21 protein-coding genes are annotated in these 22113 nt (G+C 45.6%); 8 read left to right on the top strand and 13 right to left on the bottom strand.

Annotated elements, in window-relative coordinates; genetic code table 11:
* Positions 1–230: 230 nt before the first annotated feature.
* The 3 genes from NSQ91_RS04530 to NSQ91_RS04520 all read right to left on the bottom strand — a co-directional run bounded on the left by NSQ91_RS04530 (position 231) and on the right by NSQ91_RS04520 (position 4642).
* On the bottom strand, positions 231–1631 hold the full coding sequence (locus tag NSQ91_RS04530) for an ADP-ribosylglycohydrolase family protein (RefSeq protein WP_340916579.1): 1401 nt from the start codon (positions 1629–1631) through the stop codon (positions 231–233).
* Positions 1632–2200: 569 nt separating this feature from the next.
* Positions 2201–2755 carry a pyridoxamine 5'-phosphate oxidase family protein gene (locus NSQ91_RS04525; RefSeq protein WP_340033996.1) on the bottom strand — a complete coding sequence of 185 codons (555 nt, stop codon included), beginning with the start codon at positions 2753–2755 and terminating at the stop codon, positions 2201–2203.
* 1314 nt (positions 2756–4069) lie between these two features.
* Positions 4070–4642, bottom strand: a complete 573-nt coding sequence (locus NSQ91_RS04520; RefSeq protein ID WP_312149557.1) for a GyrI-like domain-containing protein — start codon at positions 4640–4642, stop codon at positions 4070–4072.
* Between the two features lie 156 nt (positions 4643–4798).
* On the opposite strand from NSQ91_RS04520, the gene wrbA reads away from it, so the two are divergent.
* On the top strand, positions 4799–5434 hold the full coding sequence (gene wrbA / locus NSQ91_RS04515) for an NAD(P)H:quinone oxidoreductase type IV (protein WP_076129597.1): 636 nt from the start codon (positions 4799–4801) through the stop codon (positions 5432–5434).
* A gap of 80 nt (positions 5435–5514) precedes the next feature.
* On the opposite strand, the gene NSQ91_RS04510 is transcribed toward wrbA, so the two are convergent.
* The 5 genes from NSQ91_RS04510 to NSQ91_RS04490 all read right to left on the bottom strand — a co-directional run bounded on the left by NSQ91_RS04510 (position 5515) and on the right by NSQ91_RS04490 (position 8589).
* Positions 5515–6513, bottom strand: coding sequence for a Gfo/Idh/MocA family protein (locus NSQ91_RS04510; RefSeq protein ID WP_445670797.1), 999 nt, complete (start codon positions 6511–6513; stop codon positions 5515–5517).
* Positions 6514–6557: 44 nt separating this feature from the next.
* The gene (locus tag NSQ91_RS04505; RefSeq protein WP_081391932.1) at positions 6558–6908 is read right to left on the bottom strand and encodes a DUF1648 domain-containing protein; all 351 of its coding nucleotides are present in this window, start codon (positions 6906–6908) and stop codon (positions 6558–6560) included.
* Positions 6909–6945: 37 nt separating this feature from the next.
* Entirely contained in the window at positions 6946–7272 is a 327-nt protein-coding gene (locus tag NSQ91_RS04500; protein WP_076302821.1) for a nucleoside triphosphate pyrophosphohydrolase, read from the bottom strand.
* Positions 7273–7312: 40 nt separating this feature from the next.
* The gene (gene mutT / locus NSQ91_RS04495) at positions 7313–7708 is read right to left on the bottom strand and encodes an 8-oxo-dGTP diphosphatase MutT (RefSeq protein ID WP_076185009.1); all 396 of its coding nucleotides are present in this window, start codon (positions 7706–7708) and stop codon (positions 7313–7315) included.
* A 167-nt stretch (positions 7709–7875) separates the two neighbouring features.
* Positions 7876–8589: a YceI family protein gene (locus tag NSQ91_RS04490; RefSeq protein ID WP_076129600.1), complete on the bottom strand. Its 714-nt coding sequence runs from the start codon at positions 8587–8589 to the stop codon at positions 7876–7878.
* Between the two features lie 147 nt (positions 8590–8736).
* On the opposite strand from NSQ91_RS04490, the gene NSQ91_RS04485 reads away from it, so the two are divergent.
* The 3 genes from NSQ91_RS04485 to NSQ91_RS04475 all read left to right on the top strand — a co-directional run bounded on the left by NSQ91_RS04485 (position 8737) and on the right by NSQ91_RS04475 (position 11387).
* Entirely contained in the window at positions 8737–9420 is a 684-nt protein-coding gene (locus NSQ91_RS04485) for a response regulator transcription factor (RefSeq protein ID WP_232061150.1), read from the top strand.
* Positions 9408–10823, top strand: a complete 1416-nt coding sequence (locus tag NSQ91_RS04480) for a HAMP domain-containing sensor histidine kinase (protein WP_076129601.1) — start codon at positions 9408–9410, stop codon at positions 10821–10823. The genes NSQ91_RS04485 and NSQ91_RS04480 overlap by 13 nt, the downstream gene beginning before the upstream one ends.
* 69 nt (positions 10824–10892) lie before the next feature.
* Positions 10893–11387, top strand: coding sequence for a hypothetical protein (locus tag NSQ91_RS04475; protein WP_076099543.1), 495 nt, complete (start codon positions 10893–10895; stop codon positions 11385–11387).
* A 96-nt stretch (positions 11388–11483) separates the two neighbouring features.
* Here the strand turns inward: NSQ91_RS04475 and NSQ91_RS04470 are convergent, their stop codons facing one another.
* Positions 11484–12611 (bottom strand): copper amine oxidase N-terminal domain-containing protein, encoded by a 1128-nt coding sequence (locus tag NSQ91_RS04470; protein WP_340916567.1) that lies wholly within the window; start codon positions 12609–12611, stop codon positions 11484–11486.
* A 170-nt stretch (positions 12612–12781) separates the two neighbouring features.
* Here NSQ91_RS04470 and NSQ91_RS04465 point away from each other — a divergent pair, with 170 nt between their 5' ends.
* Positions 12782–14239 (top strand): amidase family protein, encoded by a 1458-nt coding sequence (locus tag NSQ91_RS04465; protein WP_076305095.1) that lies wholly within the window; start codon positions 12782–12784, stop codon positions 14237–14239.
* 6 nt (positions 14240–14245) lie between these two features.
* Here NSQ91_RS04465 and NSQ91_RS04460 read toward each other — a convergent pair whose 3' ends face one another.
* Together NSQ91_RS04460 and NSQ91_RS04455 are read right to left on the bottom strand one after the other, a co-directional pair.
* Entirely contained in the window at positions 14246–14569 is a 324-nt protein-coding gene (locus NSQ91_RS04460; protein WP_143759986.1) for a YciI family protein, read from the bottom strand.
* Positions 14570–14671: 102 nt separating this feature from the next.
* Positions 14672–15229: a DUF1273 domain-containing protein gene (locus NSQ91_RS04455; protein WP_036680784.1), complete on the bottom strand. Its 558-nt coding sequence runs from the start codon at positions 15227–15229 to the stop codon at positions 14672–14674.
* Between the two features lie 199 nt (positions 15230–15428).
* On the opposite strand from NSQ91_RS04455, the gene NSQ91_RS04450 reads away from it, so the two are divergent.
* A complete protein-coding gene (locus tag NSQ91_RS04450; protein ID WP_076305094.1) occupies positions 15429–16118 on the top strand; it encodes a hypothetical protein in 690 nt (229 codons plus the stop codon).
* 77 nt (positions 16119–16195) lie between these two features.
* On the opposite strand, the gene NSQ91_RS04445 is transcribed toward NSQ91_RS04450, so the two are convergent.
* Positions 16196–18226 carry a beta-galactosidase gene (locus NSQ91_RS04445; RefSeq protein ID WP_076279876.1) on the bottom strand — a complete coding sequence of 677 codons (2031 nt, stop codon included), beginning with the start codon at positions 18224–18226 and terminating at the stop codon, positions 16196–16198.
* A gap of 119 nt (positions 18227–18345) precedes the next feature.
* Here NSQ91_RS04445 and NSQ91_RS04440 point away from each other — a divergent pair, with 119 nt between their 5' ends.
* Both NSQ91_RS04440 and NSQ91_RS04435 read left to right on the top strand, forming a co-directional pair.
* Positions 18346–19179 (top strand): AraC family transcriptional regulator, encoded by an 834-nt coding sequence (locus tag NSQ91_RS04440; protein ID WP_254848824.1) that lies wholly within the window; start codon positions 18346–18348, stop codon positions 19177–19179.
* A gap of 69 nt (positions 19180–19248) precedes the next feature.
* Positions 19249–19650 carry a hypothetical protein gene (locus NSQ91_RS04435; protein WP_340916557.1) on the top strand — a complete coding sequence of 134 codons (402 nt, stop codon included), beginning with the start codon at positions 19249–19251 and terminating at the stop codon, positions 19648–19650.
* Between the two features lie 374 nt (positions 19651–20024).
* Here the strand turns inward: NSQ91_RS04435 and NSQ91_RS04430 are convergent, their stop codons facing one another.
* Complete coding sequence (locus tag NSQ91_RS04430) at positions 20025–22016, bottom strand: beta-galactosidase (protein ID WP_340916554.1); 1992 nt, start codon at positions 22014–22016, stop codon at positions 20025–20027.
* Positions 22017–22113 lie beyond the last annotated feature (97 nt).

Below are 22113 nucleotides of genomic sequence, written 5' to 3'. Positions count from 1 at the left end.
GTGTCTTTTTTCCATGTACTAGCAGTCTATGGATAGATGAAAAAAATCAAAAAGTAACCTGTTACGGGATAATGTCGTATTGCATTAAGCACGGTGACTTTTACTCAGCTACTCAATTGGAACTTTTAATTTCTAAAGCACTTCTATATAGGTCCCACAAACACTCCAAGGAAATAAAATTGTGAACCGTAGTAACAGATATCTTAACCATTTTTTTGGTGAAATCAAATTCAAAGGTTTAAATCGGTGTTCTCGTTTACATAGAGCTCGCTGGGTTCAATTCGATGTTGGTGAGTATGCAACAGCTCTGGCAAACGCCCCATCCGCTCAGCCAAACGGGATAGCTTTTGCTCATGAAAATTAGATAATCCCGTATGAATCCGGTCTTGGAAAGGCTCAAGCCATCTTGTTTCCAGGCTGTCAGAACCGAAATAAACCCCGAGCAGAGAGCCTGCTGTTGCTCCAAAGCTATCCGTATCGTTGCCTTGCATCACCTGCTTGCATATCCCGTCACCGACATTGTCTGCAAATCGAAATGTATTAATTAAGGTACCTATTTCCTGATAAACCTGACAGTGACTATAATTTGCATACTTATGGTTAATGCTCTGATAAGCTTCCAGCCAGTTATCTGCATTCGCTACCCTCTGCAGGCAATCCTGAGTAATCTCATAGAATCGGCTCCTTCTAGGTACGAATTGCAGTGCAGTACTTATTATTTTAATAGGATCGCGCAGCACTTGCGCAACTGCAATCGCAGCGGCGATGAACATCGTGGCGTAGATCCCCGTCCGGCGATGTGTAAAACTTGCATCACGCCAAGCTAGCTCAGCGGCACGAGCGGGTTGACCGGGGCAGGCATAACCGTAAGCATCTGCGCGAATCGCTGCTCCGCATAGTTCTGTATCTTGCACCATGAAGTCGGGCCAAGCCTCTATTTCAGAATGATTGAATAGTTCTCTATCATGCTCCAAATAGCTAATCCCCGATCGAAGCAAGATGGTCCTCTCCGGCCCCCAAGTAGTACTTATCGGAAGATGATTTATCCATAAATCTCTTAAATTTCTTTTCGTAAAACCATCGCCAAATTGTTCTAACGCCATCATTCCCATTAATGTGTAATTGATATCATCATCAGGTGCCACATAACGAATTCGCCCCCGCGTCGTCTCAAACCAAGACCAATGTCGACGATCCAAAGCATGGAGAACTTCATCAGAAATGTAATCATTCAGTGGCCATTCCCCTACAGAAGTTAAAGCTTTAAGCAATTCCGACAAGCTGGGGTTTACCTCAATCGGTTTGCCTAGCATTGAACCACAGACTGAAGCGAGGAATCCCGCCTCCACACGCTTGGAGCTATCCTTAAGATTCAAGATGCCGACCTGGCCTAAAGGTCGTGCCGGATCGCATTCCTGCCATATCTCTTGTAAATCGTTTGGTTCATAGTAAGGCCAATTGTCCCTCATTGGAATGGCCACCAAGCTATGAGCGAATTCCAGATAGGCATCATAGCTTGCGGGAAGCTGTTCCAGCTTGGCTAAATAACCCGAGGTTTGATGCCCCTGTGCAAATTTATTGCGTAAAATCCCCTCTAATTGACGTTTAAGAAATGCGAGTGATGGCAGCATGCTGTATCTCCTTTGTCCGTTTATTAATCTACGTAAAATAACTTCTACATGAGAATGTAAACGATGATTGATGGAAAAGCAGCCCATCCCATCGCCTTCATTATAAGTTTAAATAAACGAGCATGCGATGATAGAAATAACAGTAAAAGCAATAAGTTTAATAGACTATTAAATAGGGTAAGACACTCTAAAAAACCCTCCAATGGGATGCCAAATGAATCGTCACCCTTATGTCCTTCATTTTTTTGATTACGGGATTACAGGATTACGGGATTACAGGTTACAGGATTACGGGATTACTTGTTGCGTTCAATTAGCTTAATACTTTGCCTAATGAGATCGAATGTAATGGTTTATAGCATACACTGTATCCACCTAGTGAACATTTATAATGGTAGTCAAGCAACTATAGCGACTTGGGTGTACATATACGAAGCAGACAACTTTGAACGACTTGGATGTACATCCCTATTCGAAGTAGACAACTTTTAATGACTTAAGTAAGCAACCCTATGGTTTGTGCCTTCCTTCTACTGACCATAAGTTTGGGAGATCCTCTCCCTCTCTGGTCAGTTTTTTTGTCCAAGAGGTGTGGGTAGCCCGTCTATACTCTTAGTGTTTTTCTCTTGTCTATATTCTTTCAGGCCTGCCTCGCCCTTTTGGATAGACCAACGCTGCAACGTATCCCGCTCACCCGCATAACTCATGAATGGGACCGAAAATCCGCAGGAAGTCTGTACTTTATGAACATCTATCAAAATGATCTGTCTAGCTCCAGGCAGAGATGTAAACAAAGGGGACAGTGTTTCCCATTCTCCTGATTCAGGCAAAATCACAGCCCCTGTTCCATACAGTCTTAAAATATTAGGCGGCCCCTCAAACGCACAAAACATAACCGTCACTCTTCCATTTTCCAGCAGATGCGCGCTCGTCTCATTACCGCTGCCAGTCATGTCTAGATAGGCCACCTGATTAGGAGACAATATCCGAAAACAATCATGTCCCTTCGGCGAAAGGTTAACATGCCCATCTTCTGAAAGCGGCGCTGACCCTACGAAAAATAGGTGCTGCCGAAGAATAAACTCTTCATGTACAGGTAGTATAGCGGTGAATTGTTTTCCCATTTGGCATTCTCCATTTCTGTATATTTGTGTGTTGGCTAATTGGTCATCTCTACTCAACTCTATCGGATCAGCCGACTCAATGAGTTCCATGAACTACATGAACTACATGAACTACATGAACTACATGAACTACATGAACTACAGCAGCTTCACTAATCACCTCAGTTCCATCAACCACATTTGCTTAACTAACTAGCTTTGCCGACTACATTAACTTCTACAGTTACATTAGCTCTATCAACTCCGTTAGTTTCACCAACTGAATCAGTTCCTTAAGCGCATTAACTCCACTAACAATAACAGTTCCACTAGCTCCTCCATCAAACTAACTTTGACTAGGTCCAAGCGGCGTTTGCCGCTAATGTAGGGCATTTTTGACTCTCTTTCCTGCTACTTTGGCTCGGGGCGCCTAATGTAGAGCATTTTTGACTCTCTTTCCTGCTATTTTAGCTCGGGGCGGCTAATGTAGGGCACTTTTGCCTCTCTTTCTTGCTACTTTGGCTCGGGACGGCTAATGTAAGGCATTTTTGTCTCTCTTTCTTACTACTTTGGCTTGGTGCGGCTAATGTAAGGCATTTTTGCCTCTTTTTCTTGCTACTTTGGCTTGGGGCGGCTAATGTAGAGCACTTTTGCCTCTCTTTCTTGCTACTTTGGCTCGATACCGCTAATGTAGGGCACTTTTGCTCTTATTTCTGACTAATTCGACGCTATGCAGCTGATGTAGAGTATTTTTACCGTACATTTCCCCACTTTGGCTCAATCCAACTATTCTACGGGATTTTCACCGTACATCCCCGCCACTTCTGCCCAATCCAGCAAATCTACGGGATTTTTACCGTACATCCCCGCCACTTTGGCTCAATCCAGCAAATCTACGGGATTTTTACCGTACATCCCCGCCATTTCTGCCCAATCCAGCAAATCTACGGGATTTTTACCGTATATTTTTCCGCAGACATATTAGTTAAGTATATATACTCTAGGGCTTTTCTTATGTCTCCCCCCGTCTGCCTAAATGCAAGCCTCAGCAAAGATTAACAACACATCCCGAGAATTTTAAGTTGTCATATTCTCTTCCACCGTCAAGTAACCCTTCTCCCCGGTACCTGGCCGTCAGCAAAAATAGGGACTACCTCTCGGCAGCCCCCCTTTCTCTCGCAAGCTGCTTGATACTACTATCAGAAGCAACTCCCTTAAATCCCTTTTTCCCTATAAAATACTTCCCTTTAAACACTTTCCTATAACACTTTTCCCTAAAAAATCTCCCTCTTAAGCACTTAACCCACTAAGCACTTAAAGCCATTTTTCCCCTATCTATTCAATCGCAATATAAATCTCAACCTGCGTGTCAGCAGGGTCAAAATTCCGTGAATCATAAATCTCAAAATCCCCCGTGTAAGTTCTTACCTCCCCAGACTCCTTAAAGTACGCCCAAATCTCCCCCCACGCTTGCGCGACTACTTCAAATACCGGACCTTTTTTCGTCGTAAAAACCATGTATTTGCTCTCCGGTACAGCCGCATAGGTGAACTGGTTTTCCACTAGTTGACTTTCCTCTAGCTTGCTTTCCTCTAGCTCGCTTTCCACTAGCTCGTTTTCCTCTAGCTCGCCTTCCTCTAGCTGACTTCCCTCTAAATGTCTCTCCTCAGCTACTTCATGCCCGATCACAACGGTATACGCTCCGCTCGCATCACTCTCATAATCCGTATACAAAGCATAGATATACTCAGGATTTACCGTAGCTATCTGCCCCGCAACATTACTCTGAAAATAAGTTTCCCACAGCTGCGACAAACCTCCATCAGGTCCCATTTCTGCTTCATTAGTTGTGCGTATGCTAACCCCCGCCAAGGTCATTTTTGCTTTCTCTACAAAATAAGTATTCATCCATTCTCCCTCATTTCCTGTGATTGAACTTAGTATACACAGGCAAAGTGGACATCTGTCTGTCCAGTTCGAATAGATTGATTTCATTCTGGGTTATAAAGACACCATTAGGGTAATTAATAGTATGGAACTACACTCGAAGGGAATGACTACAGCATGCCAAAAATCAAATTAGCTGTCATCTACTACAGTGCCACAGGAACTAACTACCAGCTAGCACAATGGGCCGCGGAAAGCGCAGAAAAAGCAGGAGCTGAGGTAAAACTGCTGAAGGTGCAGGAACTCGTCCCCGAGGACAAAATTCAAGCAAATCCAGCCATGAAAGCCCTAGCTGAGAAAACAAAAGATATCCCAGTTGCCACACCCGACGATATAGTCGAAGCGGATGCGATTATTTTCAGTTCCCCAACCCGTTACGGTAACATTGCTTCCCAGATGAAGCAGTTCATTGATACAACCGGTGGCATTTGGGGCAAAGGACTAACAGTAAACAAAGTCGTCAGCGCCATGAGCTCAGCACAGAACCCGCATGGTGGACAAGAAGCTACGATTTTGGCACTCTATACGTCGATGTATCACTGGGGAGCCATTGTTGCAGCACCCGGTTATACCGATCCAGTCACATTTGGTGCGGGAGGCAACCCTTACGGAACAAGTGTCAGTGTAGATGGAGACGGTAAAATGATCGAAGATCAGGATCGGATCCGTGACGCTGTTTTTCATCAAGCGAAGCGTACCGTTGAAGTGGCCGGCTGGGTCCAGGCAGGCAAAAACGCCAATAATCAGAACTAGCGCAGCTTAGTTAATATAACAACACCCCTCGGAGCTACTTGTGTAGCACTGCGCCGAGGGGTGTTTAATTTATATTTTAATTACTCTCCAGGGTATTTAAGCCCCCACTGTGCACGCACTTGATCCAGCAGTTTCAGAATCGCTAACGATTCATCCAATGTCATCACCGGACTCTCTGTAAGCCCTGCCTGAAGACAACGTCCTACTTCCTCCGCTTCAAAACAATATCCAATAGAAGCTCGGTCATCTGCAAAGCTCTCTACCTTCTCATCTCCTATATAAAGCGCAGCCGATTTCGGGTTCACTAATGTACCCTCTACAATAATACGGCCTTCTGTGCCAAACACATGCGCTTCCTCCAACATGTTAAGACGAATACCACCGTTCAACGAAGCGGTTTTCCCGTTACCATATGACAACAGCATCGAGAAATGCTCGTCCACTCCAGTCTCACCTATGTGCACTGTGCTGGAAATAGACTCAGGATGAGGTCCAAACACCATGGAGGCAAAAGAAACCGGATAAATCCCCACATCCAGCAGCGCACCCCCGCCCAGCTGCGGATTCAGCAATCTGCCTTCCGGATTCCAGTCGGTACGAAACCCTAGGTCTGCCTTCACCAAACGAACATCACCGATTCTACCCTCAGCAATCCATTCTCTAACCTTCACAATCGCCGGGATGTAGCGACTCCACATTGCCTCCATCAGGAATAGCTTATGCGTTTTAGCATAGGCCACAACTTCTTCCAATTCACCGCTGTTTACGGTAAAAGGTTTCTCACATAGGACAGCTTTGCCTGCACGCAGCGCCATTAAAGCATTTTCTTTGTGAAAAGGATGCGGCGTTCCAATATATACCGCGTCTACATTCGGGTCATTCAGCAATTCCTCATAGGTTGCATAGGCATGCGGAATCCCATGATTTTTAGCAAATTCATCGGCACTTTCCTGAGATCTTGACCCAACGGCATAAGCCACACCATTACTGGCATGCGCCAAATCAGTAACAAATTGATGAGCAATCCAGCCTGTGCTAATAATTCCCCATCTCACCTTGTAAGCGTTGTCCATTTTCATTTGCATGTTCCTCCTAATCCTTCTGCTAAGTCTCTTTAATTCTATCAGACCATTCTAATGAATGTATAGGAACTGATGCCAGCAAACACCACCGTCACCACCAAAATAGCAATATTCCAGATCTTGCTCAAGGCCGCTGAGTGCTCGTTAGAGCTTTGAATAAACGCTTTTTGCAAAAGGAATTGTAAAAGCTTCATGATTACGAATCCTAAACAACCCAGCCCGCTTTGCAAAATAACCTCCAGACTAGCTTTACTTACAAATCGATCAGCCATGTTCCCATCATAATGAATCGGCACGGTATCCGGCATTTTGGAATAAAGGAATAAATAAATAGCTACAGGAATCAAGGCTACCACACTGCTTAAGATCATCGTCAGTTTGGTTTTGAACAACGTTTTACCCTCCTTGTGCGGAAAAATAATCTCCCCGTTATTCTCCTTCCACTTCAATCAGATATATCCCCTTCTTAAATCCACCGCGACGTTTAGCTTTCTCTGCACGTTGCTTCTCCAGCTCCACGCTATTGCTCCCGTGTGTCTCCGCCAGAGCCTGAATCACTTCCAGCATATCGGCAAGCTCCTCCAGAGCTTCTTCATCACTTGCTGCCTGAAAATATTCCTTCGACTCTTCTTGCAATTTTTTACGTAGTTCAGTTATGTATTCTTTGGACTCTAATATCCTTGTGTTAAAATCTTTACCTTGAGAAGCTATCAAATCGGGGATACCGTCACGCACTAGCTTTTCATATACAGGCATTTAAGCTCTTCCTTTCTTCTATATTATATTATATCTCCCTTCAATCCGGCTTTGATTCCATCACTAGACGTTCTACAAAAGGAAGATCTGCCGGAGCAAACATGAACTGATCCAGTTCAGCCGGAAGCACCCACCTATGTTCGTCGTGATCCACCAGATCAATTACACCTCCCTGATACCGCGCTTTCCAAGCAATCAATTGGATCTTTATCTCTCCATAGTTATGCTCGTTCATGCCAAAGCTCTCATAGGGAAGGATTGTGATCCCCATCTCTTCCTGAAGCTCTCTTTGCAGACACTCTGCGATGCTCTCATCCTGCTCTATTTTGCCACCAGGAAATTCCCACAGACCTGCCTGCGATTTACCTTGCCGCCGCCGGGCAATAAGAATCTGCCCTTCTTCATTATGTATAATTGCTGCCGCCACCTTGATCACAAAGAACACCTCCACTATTGCTAGTTATTCGACAGATACTACTATTAAAACATACAATTCATTCCAAACCAAAGAGACTTTCCCAAAAGCCAACACGGCCTGGGAAAATCTCTTCAGTACAGTCTCTCTATAAATTTCACAGCAGCGTTATCCTTACGAAAGAGCTACTATTTTGTCAGCACAAGCTCCAAACGAACCTCAAGATTATTTTCTGTATCCAGCACAACGGTGTGGGGATTGCTTAGACCAAAGTCAGAAAAGGCCACTGTTGTCGTTCCCGACAGCATCAACTGTCCCCCGCTATACGCCGCTTGCGACTGAAAGGTGACGTCCTTTTCTACTCCTTTTACGGTAAGCGTCCCCTGCATTTCAACAGGCACAGTTGCTCCTTCAGTCCATTCTGCCGGCAGCTCCGAAAATGACTTCACTACAAACGTGGATTGTGGAAATTCCGTTACGGATAGAAAATCCTCTCCTTTTACATGCTCGTCCCGTTGGCTATTGCCAGAATCCAGAGCGCTCATATCCACTGTCCCTTCCCCGGCCATCGAAGTAGAATCCTCTATATTTACCTTCCAGGTACCCTGAACTTTGTTGTCTACGAAGTTTACTGTTTCTTTAGAGGTCGTCACTGACCAATAGACTTTAGAGGTTTCCGCAAGGGTCCAATCCCCGTTTAATTGTTCGGCTGTGACCGCCACCCCTGCTGATGCTCCAGTGTTATTTGTTGTCTCTCCAGCATCTGCTGTGGTTGCTTGATTTGGAATCACGGACTCGATCTCTACATTATTGCCCAGCGATTTATCCAGTAATGTATAACCTGTGACTACTCCTACGATAATAACTCCTGCAGCGATCAAGGCTATTCTTTTTCTCTTCATCCTGTTCCCTCCAATATTCATAATTTCTGTATGCTTTCAAGCTCGTCCCTCATTCTAACAAAGCAATATGTCGGGAAGAAGTCAGAGCAGAACGGGCTATGATGTGTTAAACTTGTCGTAAATTTTATGGACTGGAGGTACTCCAATTTGACGAAATCCATTCTTGTTGTAGAAGATGAAGAAGCCATCTCTAGGGTCCTCAGTGCTTATCTGAAAAAAGCAGGCTTTCAAGTCACCCGTGTAGCCGATGGACGCGCTGCGCTGGAGTCTTTTGCTATATCTCCTCCTTCATTAGTATTACTAGACATCATGCTGCCAAACATGGACGGCTTTGAACTGCTTAAGCTCATCCGTGAAAAAAGCAGCTGCCCTGTGATCATGCTGACGGCAAGAGATGGGATCAATGACCGGCTAGCCGGCCTCGACGGTGGTGCGGATGATTATATGTCTAAACCTTTTATTCCCGAGGAGGTGGTAGCACGCGTGAACGCTGTCTTACGCCGTCCCTCGCAGTGGTCTGATGGCAGCCGTAAACGGCATTATGGCAGTTTGTTTATCGACTTCACAGCACGTGCTGTCTTTTTAAATGGGGCTGAGCTGAGTCTTAGTCCTCGGGATATGTCAGTGCTGTTATTTCTCGCTGAAAGACCTAATCAGATTTGTACGCGTGAGCAATTAATAGAATTTGTATGGGAAATGGATTATGAAGGAAGCGACCGGGCGGTAGATTTGTCGATCAAAAGACTACGCCAAGCGTTGTCGCACTGGCCAACTAGTGAGGGGGAAATCCGTACCCTAAGGGGGACGGGATATCAATTATGGACAACTTAAAGAGAAACAACGCCAAACGTACCTCTATCCTTTCTTACTGGACGATACGTTATTTGCTCATTATTAGTGTAGGCCTGCTCCTCACAGCTTTAGCTACATTATGGTGGATCCGTCAGGAGGCTATGAGCAATCGTCTGCAGACTGCGGGGCTTTTGGCACAGGAGATTGCAGATCGCAGCTTAAATATGGAAGGCTCCATTGAAATCAGCCAAAATCTCGAAAAACTGATCGAAGACCGGAAGCGGTTTTTCAAGTTAACCATAGAGATGTGCGTGATCATTACTGATCAACAAGGTCAAATGCTATTCTCCCTGCCACCTCTAACTGACAAGGAAATGAGATATAAGCTAAATGATAGCTTGAACGACTCCCGCAGTCCGGAGTTCAAAGCTGCTGTGGCTCCCATAAATTCGGATGACAAAACACTGGGACAGGTTATTGTCCTGCAATCCAAAAAATCACTGCGGCATATTCCACAGGAGGAGATCATATTTTTCTCCATACTGCTGCTGTTTCTAATCATCTTAAGTTGGCTAACCATTTACCTCTTATCTCGTAAACTGGCAAAACCCATTCAGAAGGTAGTCGAGGCAGCGGCTCAAATCAGCCATGGCCGTTATGATATCGTTCTAGATAAGGATGCTAAAGAGCGGGAAATTCATGAGCTGATGATGTCTTTTGAAGAGATGGCAGGCAAGTTACAGCAATTTGAGCAGTCTCGAGCCGTAATGCTGGCCGGAGTCTCCCATGAGTTGAAAACACCCGTAACCTCTATTAAAGGCCTGGTGCATGCCGTCCGCGAAGGGGTCGTTGAAGGTGATGAAGCTGTGGAATTTCTGGATATTGCCCTGCTGGAGGCTGGGCGGTTGCAGCGAATGGTAGCCGACCTTCTGGATTACAATGCCCTGACTGCAGGAATGGTTTCCGTTCGTCACGACCGACTCGATGCCGTACCACTACTATCAGAAATCGTATATCAATGGAAACTGACACAGGCGGAAGATGTTGCTGAACCCGTGCTCCATATGCCGATCAATCCCTTATTTTTGCGTGGGGACTCCCTTCGTATCCAGCAGATTATCGTCAATCTACTTAATAACAGCGTACAAGCCAAAGCTCCGGATCGAAAGGTGCAGCTTACGATAGACCTGCTGGAGCAGCAAGGTCATGGCTTTGCCGAAATCCGTGTTCAAGATAATGGGCTTGGCATCTCATCCAATCATAGTGAGCATGTCTTCGAAGCCTTCTTCCGGGGCAGCGATAAGCAGAGCACACTGCGTGGTCTAGGACTCGGCCTAACCTTCAGCCGTCTGTTGGCCGAATCTATGAACGGAAGCCTCGTGCTTGAGGAGCACTCAGACAAAGGCTGCACCTTCGTGCTGTCTCTGCCGCTTGATGATTAAAAAATAGTCTACGATCCATCGACATGGTATAATCATGTGCACAATCACACCGAAAACCGGAGGCTGTATATGCTTACTTTTGAACAAAAATTAGCGATTCTCGACTCTTACCCCCAGCTGGAACGCAAAAATGTATCCCTTGGGCGCGTGAACTATCACTACGAGGAAAGCCAGCATGATAAGAAAACCGTGGCTTTTCACCTGCATCCAAATGGTAATGGCTATGTGTTCGCAGGCTTACTGCGGGGCTACGAGACAGACGATAAGGGCTTCGTGAATATTCGCGACTACTCGGAATCCGAGCTGCGCAGTTTGCTGGATGCCTCCATCACCTCACTGTCTATTTACATTCCTGATGCTCCTGTAGCCAGCAAAAGAAAGAAAAAGGCTGCGGCAACTGCCGATACACTCTGGACTAATGATGAGGGCCAAACCCTAACCCTAAAGCTTGAGGATGATTTATGGTATGTCTATGCCGACCTCAATCTGGAGATGGCGTTTGAAACGCTTGAGGAAGCTAAAGAATATTTAGCGGAAGAGGGATTTACAGCAGCGCAGGAGTAATTGTCAGACTTTAATCTACACACTCACAACAAAAGAGGTGTCTGAGCAGCCATTTATTTTGGCCGTTCGGACACCTCTTTTCTAATAAAACGATCCTTAATATACAGGTTCCGTATATATGTAACTATAAATACCCAAATCGAGCTCAGAAACCACTTCATAATCTAGTTGGAATTCTATAGTCTTATTTGATAGACCCCCTACAAAATAACTGCCCTCCACAACCAACCTATCCTTCCCTCCAACTGGGGCGACCAAGATCAGCTGTTCAGCTTTATTGGCTGGGATCACAAAGTTTTGCAGCCCACCCGTCTGATCTTGAATATATTTACGGACAGACACGAGGTTACTGCCTAATTCCGAGAGGCCGGAATTGTCGTTCCGCCATACATCAAGCGCATCTTGTTGGGATTGGTTGGAACTGACACATGCCTGATTAACTGAAAATTCAGGGATTTTATATATATTCCCGCCAATATTATCGATAACTACTTTATGGGTTACTTCCGTACAATTTTCAATTTTCAGAGTCGGCATGGGGTCCTTTTCCTTTGAGAATGTCTTTATGATTTTTTGATCACCGGACTTAAAATTTATTGAGATGTCTTTATTATCCATGTTAGAAAATTCGAGCAAGCTATACAACTGATTATTTTTAATTCCGTAGTGCTTTACGATTATAACAAACCTGTTTCTCTCATCTGATAACGATTTTGATTGCTCTTGGCTTCCTACTGAAATTGTTCTGTTGACCGGGGCAATAATCTTCTCCTCGGCAACTGGTGAGGTTATGTAAATAGATTTTGTACCTTCATCCCAAGTGACACTACTACCCAACACTTCGCTAATAAATCTTAAAGGGACGAGTGTATTATTTTGAAAATTGATACCTTTTAAGACTTGCTCATGCTCTTTGGCGTTTACAATTACTCTTCCTTCCTTGACCAGATAAAAAATGTTAATATCCCCTTTAACCGCTGAGACCGACTTCGCATGATTATCCCATTTAATAGTTGCGCCTAAAGCTTCAAAGATCGCCCGCATAGGTACGTATGTAACTCCATCTTTCAGTATAGGACTTACATTAAAATGTAATTGCTTACCGTCCAAATAACATTTGAGATCACTGTCTTCCGCAAAGGCTTGACTTGAAGATAAAACAGCAAAACTTATCATCACCACAAAAAAAGTGATAATTTTTGAAGCAAAGTTGTGGTTTTTCATGTTCTTAATTTAGCTCCTAATCTAGAAAAATAAAAAAATTACAATGCAGACCTGAATATATCAAATGGCCAATCAAAATGTAAGTCTAAAAAGAAAACTACCAACGACACCCAAATTATGGTTAGATGAAGGAGAAGCCATATCCTAGAGGGAAAGAAGCGTGAACGCATATGAGTTTTGAAATCGTAGAGGCCACCATACCGGACATCCAAGCCGCATTAGAAGCCGGAGAAATTACGTCAAAACAACTAGTTCTCATGTATTATGAACGCATTGCTGATCACGACAAAAACGGCCTGACGATTAACTCTGTACTGGAGATTAATCCTGATGCGTTGTTTATCGCAGAATCTCTGGATGTGGAACGGGCAATTAATGGCCCACGCGGCCCCCTACACGGGATACCTGTGTTATTGAAAGATAATATCAATACTGGGGACAAAATGCATACAAGTGCGGGTTCGCTGGCTTTGGCGAATTCTTTTGCCGGGGAAGATGCGTTTATAGTTACCAAGCTGCGTGAAGCCGGCGCCATTATTATGGGTAAAGCCAATATGACCGAATTCGCCAATTTTATGACGAACGGCATGCCCTCCGGTTACAGCTCCCGCGGCGGGCAAGTCCTTAACCCCTACAATATTTCTACGCCAACCGGTGGCTCTAGTGCGGGTTCAGCAGTAGCTGTCGCTTGTAATTTCTGTACGGTCTCTGTTGGCACAGAAACTTCGGGATCGATTCTTAATCCCGGTAATTTGGGCTCCATCATCGGCATTAAGCCAACCGTGGGGCTGCTCAGCCGTTCAGGAATCCTGCCGCTCTCCAATACACAAGACACCGCAGGCCCTATGGCTAGAACCGTTCATGATGCCGTGTTACTGCTAAACGCCATGCTGGGCAAGGATCAGCGCGATGCAGCTATGGGAACAAATACAGGTAAAATCCACGAGGATTATACTGTATTCCTTGATCCGAATGGTTTGCAGGGCGCTCGAATTGGGATACCACGTGATTATTATTTTGAAGAGCTCACAGTTGAGCAGCTTGCTTTGTTCAACGCTTCCGTCGACAGAATGAGAGAGCTTGGAGCGACCATCATTGATCCTGCGGATATTAAGACCGCCCGCGAAATTAGTTACTCTTCGGTGGTATTAAACGAATTCAAAACAGCACTGAATGCTTATTTATCTCATTTGGGCCCCGGAGCACCTATGCGAACCTTGAAGGATATTATTGATTTTAATCATGCACACCCTGTGGAGACTTTGAGATTTGGTCAAGCTACATTAATAGATGCGGAATATACCTCCTCCGGCACACAAAGTGAAGCTCAATATTTACGCCATCGTGCGACTGACCTGAAGCTGTGCAAGGAAGAAGGGATCGATGCCACTATGAAAGAATACAATCTGGATGCCCTGCTGTTCCCTGCCGATTTTGGCGCCAGAATTACTTCCAGAGCAGGATATCCGTCCATCGTCGTTCCTTCTGGATACACGTCGGCCGGCGCTCCCTTTGGTGTAACCTTCTCAGCAAAAGCTTATCAGGAGCCTACGCTTATCAAGCTAGCCTATGCCTATGAGCAGCATTACAAGGTGCGAAAAGCACCTTCGCTAAAAAGCTTCATTTGATTAAACCTATTCCTGGAGTGGAACAATACCTAAATGCCTGTTTCCCTCATGGGACAGACTCCATGTACGCACTTCATAGCTACGAATGCCAGACAGCACGTAAGGATCTTTTTCGGCAAGGAGAACGGCTTCTTCGCGTGAGTTCGCTCTTACAATAACCATACCGCCAGGACAATCACTAAAGGGACCACACAGCACTAATTGTCCTTTACGGTCCAGCTCTTGTAAATGCTTAACATGACCACGAATAATCTCCATGTCTCTACGGTCTTTATTCGTCGGGCTAAGCAAAATAACATAACGAATATCTGCTTGATTGACCTCACTCATCCTATTCTCCGCCTCTCGTTCAAATAGAAACTAAAGCCCTTAACGGTGATTTCCCAATGCCGATTCGGGCTTTTTTATTTCGCAATATCTTCGTTCGTAGCTTTATTCATAATCTCGCTGATTTTCTTCATCGGCAATATTTTGAATCTCATCAGAATGAATAAGAAATAGCTCGTAGTCCCCCTCTGCATGCAGCTTCAGCGCTCGTTCTTTAAAAAACTTCGGGCTGCCTTCCGCCGCATCCTCATCATAAAAGAGCAATATCCCGTCACTTTTGCGGAACAACAAGTCATCTCTGGCCCGGAACTGCCAGCTGCCGTCATAAGGGGCATTACTGACCGCCCTGCAAAAGTCCGCACCCGCAATAATACGTCGGTATTCCTCCTGCTTCTCTTCCTTCCACTTCTCTTCCTGTCCAGTATGAGCCGTAATGATCCCCAATTTCAATTCAGGATATTGAGTCTTGAGTTCACATACCACCTCACAAGCCCAAAGATCGACACCATACTGGCCGGGGGTAATAATCCATTCGACGCCTTCTTCAATTAGCGGCTTTAATCTGTTAGACAGCGCCTTTTTGATATAAGGAATTCCCGGATGCTTATTGTCAAAAATACCGAGCTCATGCGCACGGTAGCCTGTTACGAGTAAATTCTTCATGTACTGCCTCTTTCCTGAACGTTGGTTATGTCTTACAATGACTTACCTTTGTAGAGTTTTATCCCACTTATATGATTATTATATAGCATTTACATGATCTATTTCTTTAGGCAAACTTTCAGCTGATCTTAAGCAACCTTTCAGAACCGTCTGATATATTTCTCCTAATCAATCTAAAACTATTAAGGAGAGAAAATAAATGAAGAAATTAATACCGATTATGATCTCAGGAAGTCTACTCGCTTCTCTACTATTGGCTGGCTGCAGCACCAATTCGGAGTCCGAAGGAACAGCTGTTACTAATAACCAAGCGAACACGGCACCCGCAGATAACACTGAGGCACAGCAATCTCAAGGAAACGGCAATCAACAAAACGGCAGACCCGGCATGTCCATGAACTTCGGCAAGATTAAGAGTATTAGCGACAACACAATTACAATCTATACGTCAGAAATGCCTTCCCCGCCCGCACAAGGCACTGGAGATACGGCTGGAGCCGATATGCAGAACGGCCAGGCTGGTACTCCACCGGAAAGACCCGAAGGTGATCAAGGCTCAGAAAACGGTACACCTCCAGAGGGGGGAATACCGGAAGGCGGAGCCCCTGACGGCGGTGGACAAGGTGGTGGACCACAGGGCGGCGGGATGCAGCAAACCTTCTCCGAGGAAACCACAGATATTACAATTGATGCTGATACCAAAATTGTAACGATGACCTTTGACAATGGTACGCGTCAGGAGAACACGATCAGCTTAGCTGACCTGAAAGCTGATGACATTATCCAATATACGCTTAAATCAGATTCCACTGTGGCGGAGAGCATTACCTTAAGCAGCGGAAACCCCGGCGGATCCGCTCCAGACGGTAGCACGGGCAGCAGCAGCTAATCAGTTTCTTCACAACAAAAAAACTTTCCGGGGACAAGCTATGCCCGGAAAGTTTTTTAAAAATCGTATACTATAAACTATTTTTTATCCGACAAAATCAATACTCCACGACCCGGTACAACTGCTGAACCACTGATTACATTACCTGTCAGTAGATCAGTACGCTCAGCTGCCCCAATATCCGCGCTTAAATCCCCGGCAGTGTGGTTCAGTAAGAACAAGTAAGATACGCCATCCTTCACACGTTGAACAGATTCGATACCTTCCGGTGCAGTTACCAGCGGCTGAATGTTCTTTTCGGCACATAGATTCGCTAAGAATCCTTGTAGGAATCCAGCTTCTGGGCTAGTCGCCACATAATAAGCTTTACCTTCGCCAAATTTATTCACAGTCAACGCAGGCATTCCTTTATAGAAATCAGAACCGTATTCTGCCAAAACTTCTGCCCCTTCGGCATGGATCAGATCGCAGAGCAGATCACATTTATAAGAACCACTCAAGCTACCCCACGTTTTATCCAGCACGAGCTCATTGCTCATACCTGGCAGTAATGCATCGATTTCCTCTGCCCAAATTCCAAGCACTTTACGCAATTCGCCTGGATAACCTCCAACCGTCACGAGGTCGTTCTCATTAACAATACCGCTGAAATAAGTTGTAATGAATGTGCCGCCCGCTTTTACAAAAGCTTCAACCTTCTCTGCAAAACCTGGCTTGACCATGTACATTACGGGTGCGATAACAATTTCATACTTGGACAGGTTCTCTTCGACCCCGATCATGTCGGCTTCGATATTTTGCTGATACAGCGCATCATAATATTTGTGGACTTCATTCACGTAATCCAAGGCAACCGACGGACCGCTTGAGAGATCAAGCGCCCAACGATTTTCCCAATCGTAGATGATCCCTACTTTAGCTGCACTGCGCGCATCCAGTAGTTGATCTCCAAGCTGCTCCAGCTCTTTACCCAGCTCAGCACATTCACGGAATACCCGTGTGTGTTCATGACCCACATGCTCAATTACCGCTCCATGATACTTTTCACAAGCCCCTATCGAACGACGCAGTTGGAAGAACAACACAGTATCTGCACCACGCGCCACAGCCTGGTAACTCCATAGACGCATAACGCCTGGACGTTTCAAAGAGTTGTACGGTTGCCAGTTCTGCTGGCTCGGTGTTTGCTCCATCAGCATGAACGGTTGGCCATTTTTTAATCCACGCATAAGATCATGTGTCATTGCTGTAAAGCTGACCGGTGTGTCCAGTGAAGGATAGTTGTCCCAAGAAATTACATCCATATGCTTGGCCCACTCAAAATAATCCAGCTCCGGATAAAAGCCCATCAGGTTCGTTGTAACAGGTACGTTGGTGCTGTGTTCTTTGATCGCTTCGTATTCGATTTTGTAACATTCGAGCAAGCTATAAGACATAAAACGGCGATAGTCCAACGAGATTCCTTGGAAGTTAGTACGGTTACCGTTCCATTCTTCACTCAGCTCATTTGGCACCACAATTTCTTCCCAATCATAAAACGTATGTCCCCAAAAGCGTGTATTCCAAGCCTTGTTCAAAGCATCCAGCGAACCATAACGCTCCCTCAACCAGACACGGAAGGCAGCAGCGGACTGTTCGGAATAATCATAGCCACCATATTCATTAGAAATATGCCAAGCTACCAGTGCCGGATGATCCTTGTAGCGTTCTGCCAGCTTACCAGCCAGCTTCGCTGCATACTTGCGGTAAACTGAACTGTTCGGATTGGAGTTATGACGTCCGCCGAACTTACGTTTTCTGCCCTGCACATCGACACGGGTCACTTCAGGATAACGATGAGCCATCCAAGCTGGATGTGCTCCTGTTCCTGTAGCTAGACATACATAAGTTCCATTTTTATATAGTCTATCCATTAATTCATCCAATGAGGAGAAATCATAAGTATCTTCGGAAGGTTGGATTAAAGCCCAGGAAAACACATTAATTGTGGCAACATCAATTCCCGCCAGCTTGAACATCCGTTCATCCTCAGCCCATACTGGCGCATCCCATTGCTCCGGATTGTAATCTCCACCGTACCAAATTTTAGGTAATTTATCGTTAATCACACTTCGCACACCCTTTATAGTATAATTATATATCTATTGTAAATGGTTAAGGTTGCCCTTTAAATATAAAATAATATCTCATACATATAAGAATATAGAACTAACAGGAGAGGATAACATTGTCCGAAATCATGCATCGCAGGATCGTATTCGTCCATGAAGGTGGACAGCACTTGCCAATCACTTTAGACAGTATGGGGCACAATCATGATCAGGAAAAAGTATCCCGCCCCGATGGCTATGACACGTATCATTGGCTTCAAACCTCAGAAGGTGAAGGGATCATCCATTTTGACAATAAAACCTTTTCCCTGCCCGAAGGCAGCGGCGTATTACTACTTCCTTATACACCCCATCGTTATGAGGCTTCCACTAAAAACTGGGGTACCTATTATCTAACGTTTGGTGGCGATTCGGCACACTCTATTTTGGAGACCCTTGGGATGAATAGTAATTCTTTTTACCGTTGGGAAAATGAAGCGCCTCTCCCCAATTTGCTGAAGGAAATGCTGGATCGTCATGATGCCTATCAGGATATGTTTGGTCTCGGCGCCTCCACAGATGCTTATCGTTTTTTGCTTACTTTGAGTAAATATGGCCAGCTTCAAAATAATACGGCGATTTCCCGCAATGTAGATAAGCTGCAGCCACTGCTAAAATGGATGGACAGCCATTATGGCGATCCTGATCTTGGACTGAACGATCTAGCCGATGAACTAGGCGTATCTGGGCGCTATCTTAACAACCTATTCGTCCAAACTTTCGGACTCTCGCCTTATGCCTATTTCGTACGTTTACGCATCCGGAAAAGCAAAGAAATGCTCGTAAGCCAACCCGATCTTACGGTAAAAGCTATCTCCCAGCTAGTCGGCTTCCGCGATGTCAGCCATTATGTAGCCACATTTCGCAAGCAATCCGGGACTACGCCGGAGCAATTTAGACGCCTGCATTGAACATGCCCCGCCTGCTGTGGAAAAATTGCTCGCTGGGAATATGCGGCTAGAACGTAGTAAGAGTATGGTATGCGCTACTATTGTGTAGAAATGGGCGGTACGGTGAAGTGCGGTACGTTACGTTGGCCGGGTTCATTTGGCTGCGAGTGTACGGCACCTCTGAGATGGATCGTGCAGATCTGCACATGGTGGAGTCCTTGTGAAAATCTGCTCATGGTGGACTCCATGTGGAAATCTGCTCATGGTGGACTCCATGTGGAAATCTGCTCATGGTGGACTCCATGTGGAAATTTGCTCATGATGGGGACTCCATTGTACAGCTCTCTTCAGTTCAGTATGAGTAAGTCAGACGAAATAATTGCACTTTATACACTTAAAATAGCCTGCACGGCAGAAATTATCCATATAAGTGTATTCTGTGCAACTATATTCTCGGAATATGGCCTTGCAGCGGGATTAGCCAATTTATAGCTGCACAAAGTGCAACTAAAACCAATTAAGTACTCCAATGCTTCAAATAAATGTACGAAGTGCAACTATTTTCTGTTGTGCTTCTGTTGAAGTTTCTGCATGCCCTACTCCACTCATTTTTTACTCCACACTTCCACTTACTTCACTATTCCTACTCCACACATCCCTCACTCCATCTTCACCAACCTTCACTTCACCCTACTCCACACATCCCTCACTCCATCTTCACCAACCTCACTTCACCCTACTCCACACATCCCCCACTCCATCTTCACCAACCTTCACTTCACCCTACTCCACACATTTCCCACTCCACTTTCCCCTCTCCTGCCACACTCCCAAACCCACTCCAAAATCTCTTTACTCAAAACCACTCAAATCTCCAGCACCTCAACACCATACGGCTCGAGCTGGAGCTCTCCCGATCGAATCTTATTATCCAGCAGGCTGCTGTATTCTCGTGGCAACGGAACGATCACCGACTCGCGGCTCAGATTAAGCAGGAACAAGAAGCTTCCCTGATCTCCAGTCCGCACGGAGGCATGTACTCCGTTTGGCAATCCTTCATAGTATAACAACCCTTTTTCCTTAGCCAGGTTCTCCAATAGAACTGACCAGTATTGCTCTTCCGCATGGGTTCCAAAGTAATAAACCTGACCTTTGCCGAAGGAATTAACAGTAACAGCGGGTGTGCCGCGATAGAAATCATCACCATACCAGGCAATTGGCTGGGCCACTACAGGTCGGAGGATGTCGCACCACTGCGTACATTCATATGGGTTACCCTCCGCATCCACGATGACATGTGTTTCAACGCCAATCGGATCATACTCCAGCACTTCAACGCCGGTACAATAGCTCAGCTGCCCAGGCAGCGGTTGCATGACTGCGATGTTGTTTATATTTTTGACGCCACTACGGTTGGTGATCAGCAAGGTCCCGCCAGCGAGGGCAAAATCCTCCAGATTACGTACGATCTCCTCATCCAGCAAATATAAATTCGGAGCGATTACTACTTTGTATCCATCAAGCGGTTGTCTGAGGTCGATAACATCGCAGCCCATGCCAAGCTTGGTCACCGCCCGGTGAATCTGCTTAATGTTCTCATAATAATCAAAGCCCTCTGCCTGCGGCTGAATATCCAGCGCAGCCTTCTCTTCATGAGAATGGAGGATAGCCACTTCGTTTTTCAGCATCGTTCCTTGGAGCTTGCCGCTCAGCCCATTAACCTCATGACATAGCTGCGTGAACTCCGCTAATCTGCGTCCGGGAACATTGCTGTGATCAATCAGCCCGTGCCAGAATTGTTCTGCTCCTGAAGTTGCACTTCTCCAGCGAAAATGAACAACAGTATCCGCACCTCTAGCAATCGCCTGCCATGCATAGGCACGAATCAGTCCCGGATAAGGGGTTCGCCACATCGGCATCCAACAACCCGGAGATCCACTCAGCTGCTCCATGATCCAGAAGTTTTGGCGTTTGATGCCACGGGTTACGTCCAATGAAAGTGCTCCGCTATAAGGCGTTGTCTCTTGTTTGGTTGGCGAAGTATTCGGATAATAATCAAACGCAGCCACGTCCAGATCTGCACCCACTGCGTACATATCGAGACGCTGCGGATAGCTGTGAAAGTTATGGGTTATGAAATGCTCTGGACAAATCATACGCAAAATATTGATCTGCGCTGTCTGAAACGCTACCACCGAATCCCACTGAAACCGCTGAAAGTCCAGCAGAAAAGATGGATTCTGATGAGGTGATCCGCCCAACGGCACGGTAAGCTCATTCCAATCGCTGTACTCCCCGCTCCAAACAACGGTTCCCCATTCTGCATTGACCTCAGCCAGTGTTCCGTATTTAGCTTGTACCCATGCTCGAAAAGCAGTATTACAAGCGTCACAATGACAATCCAACATGCCAAATTCATTATCAGTCTGCCAGCCTATGACGGCCGGGTGTTCACTGTAACGTTCGGCAAGACGCAGAATAATACGGCTGCCATACTCACGCAGCGATGTGCTGTTATAGCAGCGGTGTCCACGTACCCCCGGGTGAAAAATCTCTCCATTAGCAAACACCGGAAGCACATCCGGAAATTTCGTCGTTAACCATCTTGGCGGTGTAGCTGTTGGCGTACCCATCACAACCTGCAGATCATATTGATGAAAAAGGTCCAGCGCACGGTCCAGCCACTCAAACTGGTAATTCCCCTCAGTTGGCTCCAGTCGGCTCCATGCGAACTCAGCAACCCGGACTACTTTAACACCTGTTTCTTTCATCAACTTGATATCTGGTTCCCACATGGATTCATCCCAATGCTCCGGGTAATAGTCCACACCCATCTGAACATGATCATATCGTTTCATTGGCGCTTCTCCCCATCCCTTGATAATCAGCCCTGTTTCCCAAAAAAAGCGCTCCCCGTCTCAAATTGATGAGGTATACGGAGAGCGCTTCTGTTAA

This window comes from Paenibacillus sp. FSL R7-0048, from assembly GCF_038004505.1.
Lineage (GTDB): Bacteria > Bacillota > Bacilli > Paenibacillales > Paenibacillaceae > Paenibacillus_AQ > Paenibacillus_AQ odorifer.
This window is presented reverse-complemented; position numbering and strand designations above follow the sequence as displayed.

What these genes read in the sequence shown, in the direction of transcription:
- NSQ91_RS04530 (WP_340916579.1), bottom strand. Translation starts at nt 1,631, where the DNA reads ATGCTGCCATCACTCGCATTTCTTAAACGTCAATTAGAGGGGATTTTA.
- NSQ91_RS04525 (WP_340033996.1), bottom strand. Translation starts at nt 2,755, where the DNA reads ATGGGAAAACAATTCACCGCTATACTACCTGTACATGAAGAGTTTATT.
- NSQ91_RS04520 (WP_312149557.1), bottom strand. Translation starts at nt 4,642, where the DNA reads ATGAATACTTATTTTGTAGAGAAAGCAAAAATGACCTTGGCGGGGGTT.
- wrbA (WP_076129597.1), top strand. Translation starts at nt 4,799, where the DNA reads ATGCCAAAAATCAAATTAGCTGTCATCTACTACAGTGCCACAGGAACT.
- NSQ91_RS04510 (WP_445670797.1), bottom strand. Translation starts at nt 6,513, where the DNA reads ATGAAAATGGACAACGCTTACAAGGTGAGATGGGGAATTATTAGCACA.
- NSQ91_RS04500 (WP_076302821.1), bottom strand. Translation starts at nt 7,272, where the DNA reads ATGCCTGTATATGAAAAGCTAGTGCGTGACGGTATCCCCGATTTGATA.
- NSQ91_RS04490 (WP_076129600.1), bottom strand. Translation starts at nt 8,589, where the DNA reads ATGAAGAGAAAAAGAATAGCCTTGATCGCTGCAGGAGTTATTATCGTA.
- NSQ91_RS04480 (WP_076129601.1), top strand. Translation starts at nt 9,408, where the DNA reads ATGGACAACTTAAAGAGAAACAACGCCAAACGTACCTCTATCCTTTCT.
- NSQ91_RS04475 (WP_076099543.1), top strand. Translation starts at nt 10,893, where the DNA reads ATGCTTACTTTTGAACAAAAATTAGCGATTCTCGACTCTTACCCCCAG.
- NSQ91_RS04470 (WP_340916567.1), bottom strand. Translation starts at nt 12,611, where the DNA reads ATGAAAAACCACAACTTTGCTTCAAAAATTATCACTTTTTTTGTGGTG.
- NSQ91_RS04465 (WP_076305095.1), top strand. Translation starts at nt 12,782, where the DNA reads ATGAGTTTTGAAATCGTAGAGGCCACCATACCGGACATCCAAGCCGCA.
- NSQ91_RS04460 (WP_143759986.1), bottom strand. Translation starts at nt 14,569, where the DNA reads ATGAGTGAGGTCAATCAAGCAGATATTCGTTATGTTATTTTGCTTAGC.
- NSQ91_RS04455 (WP_036680784.1), bottom strand. Translation starts at nt 15,229, where the DNA reads ATGAAGAATTTACTCGTAACAGGCTACCGTGCGCATGAGCTCGGTATT.
- NSQ91_RS04450 (WP_076305094.1), top strand. Translation starts at nt 15,429, where the DNA reads ATGAAGAAATTAATACCGATTATGATCTCAGGAAGTCTACTCGCTTCT.
- NSQ91_RS04435 (WP_340916557.1), top strand. Translation starts at nt 19,249, where the DNA reads ATGCGCTACTATTGTGTAGAAATGGGCGGTACGGTGAAGTGCGGTACG.
- NSQ91_RS04430 (WP_340916554.1), bottom strand. Translation starts at nt 22,016, where the DNA reads ATGAAACGATATGATCATGTTCAGATGGGTGTGGACTATTACCCGGAG.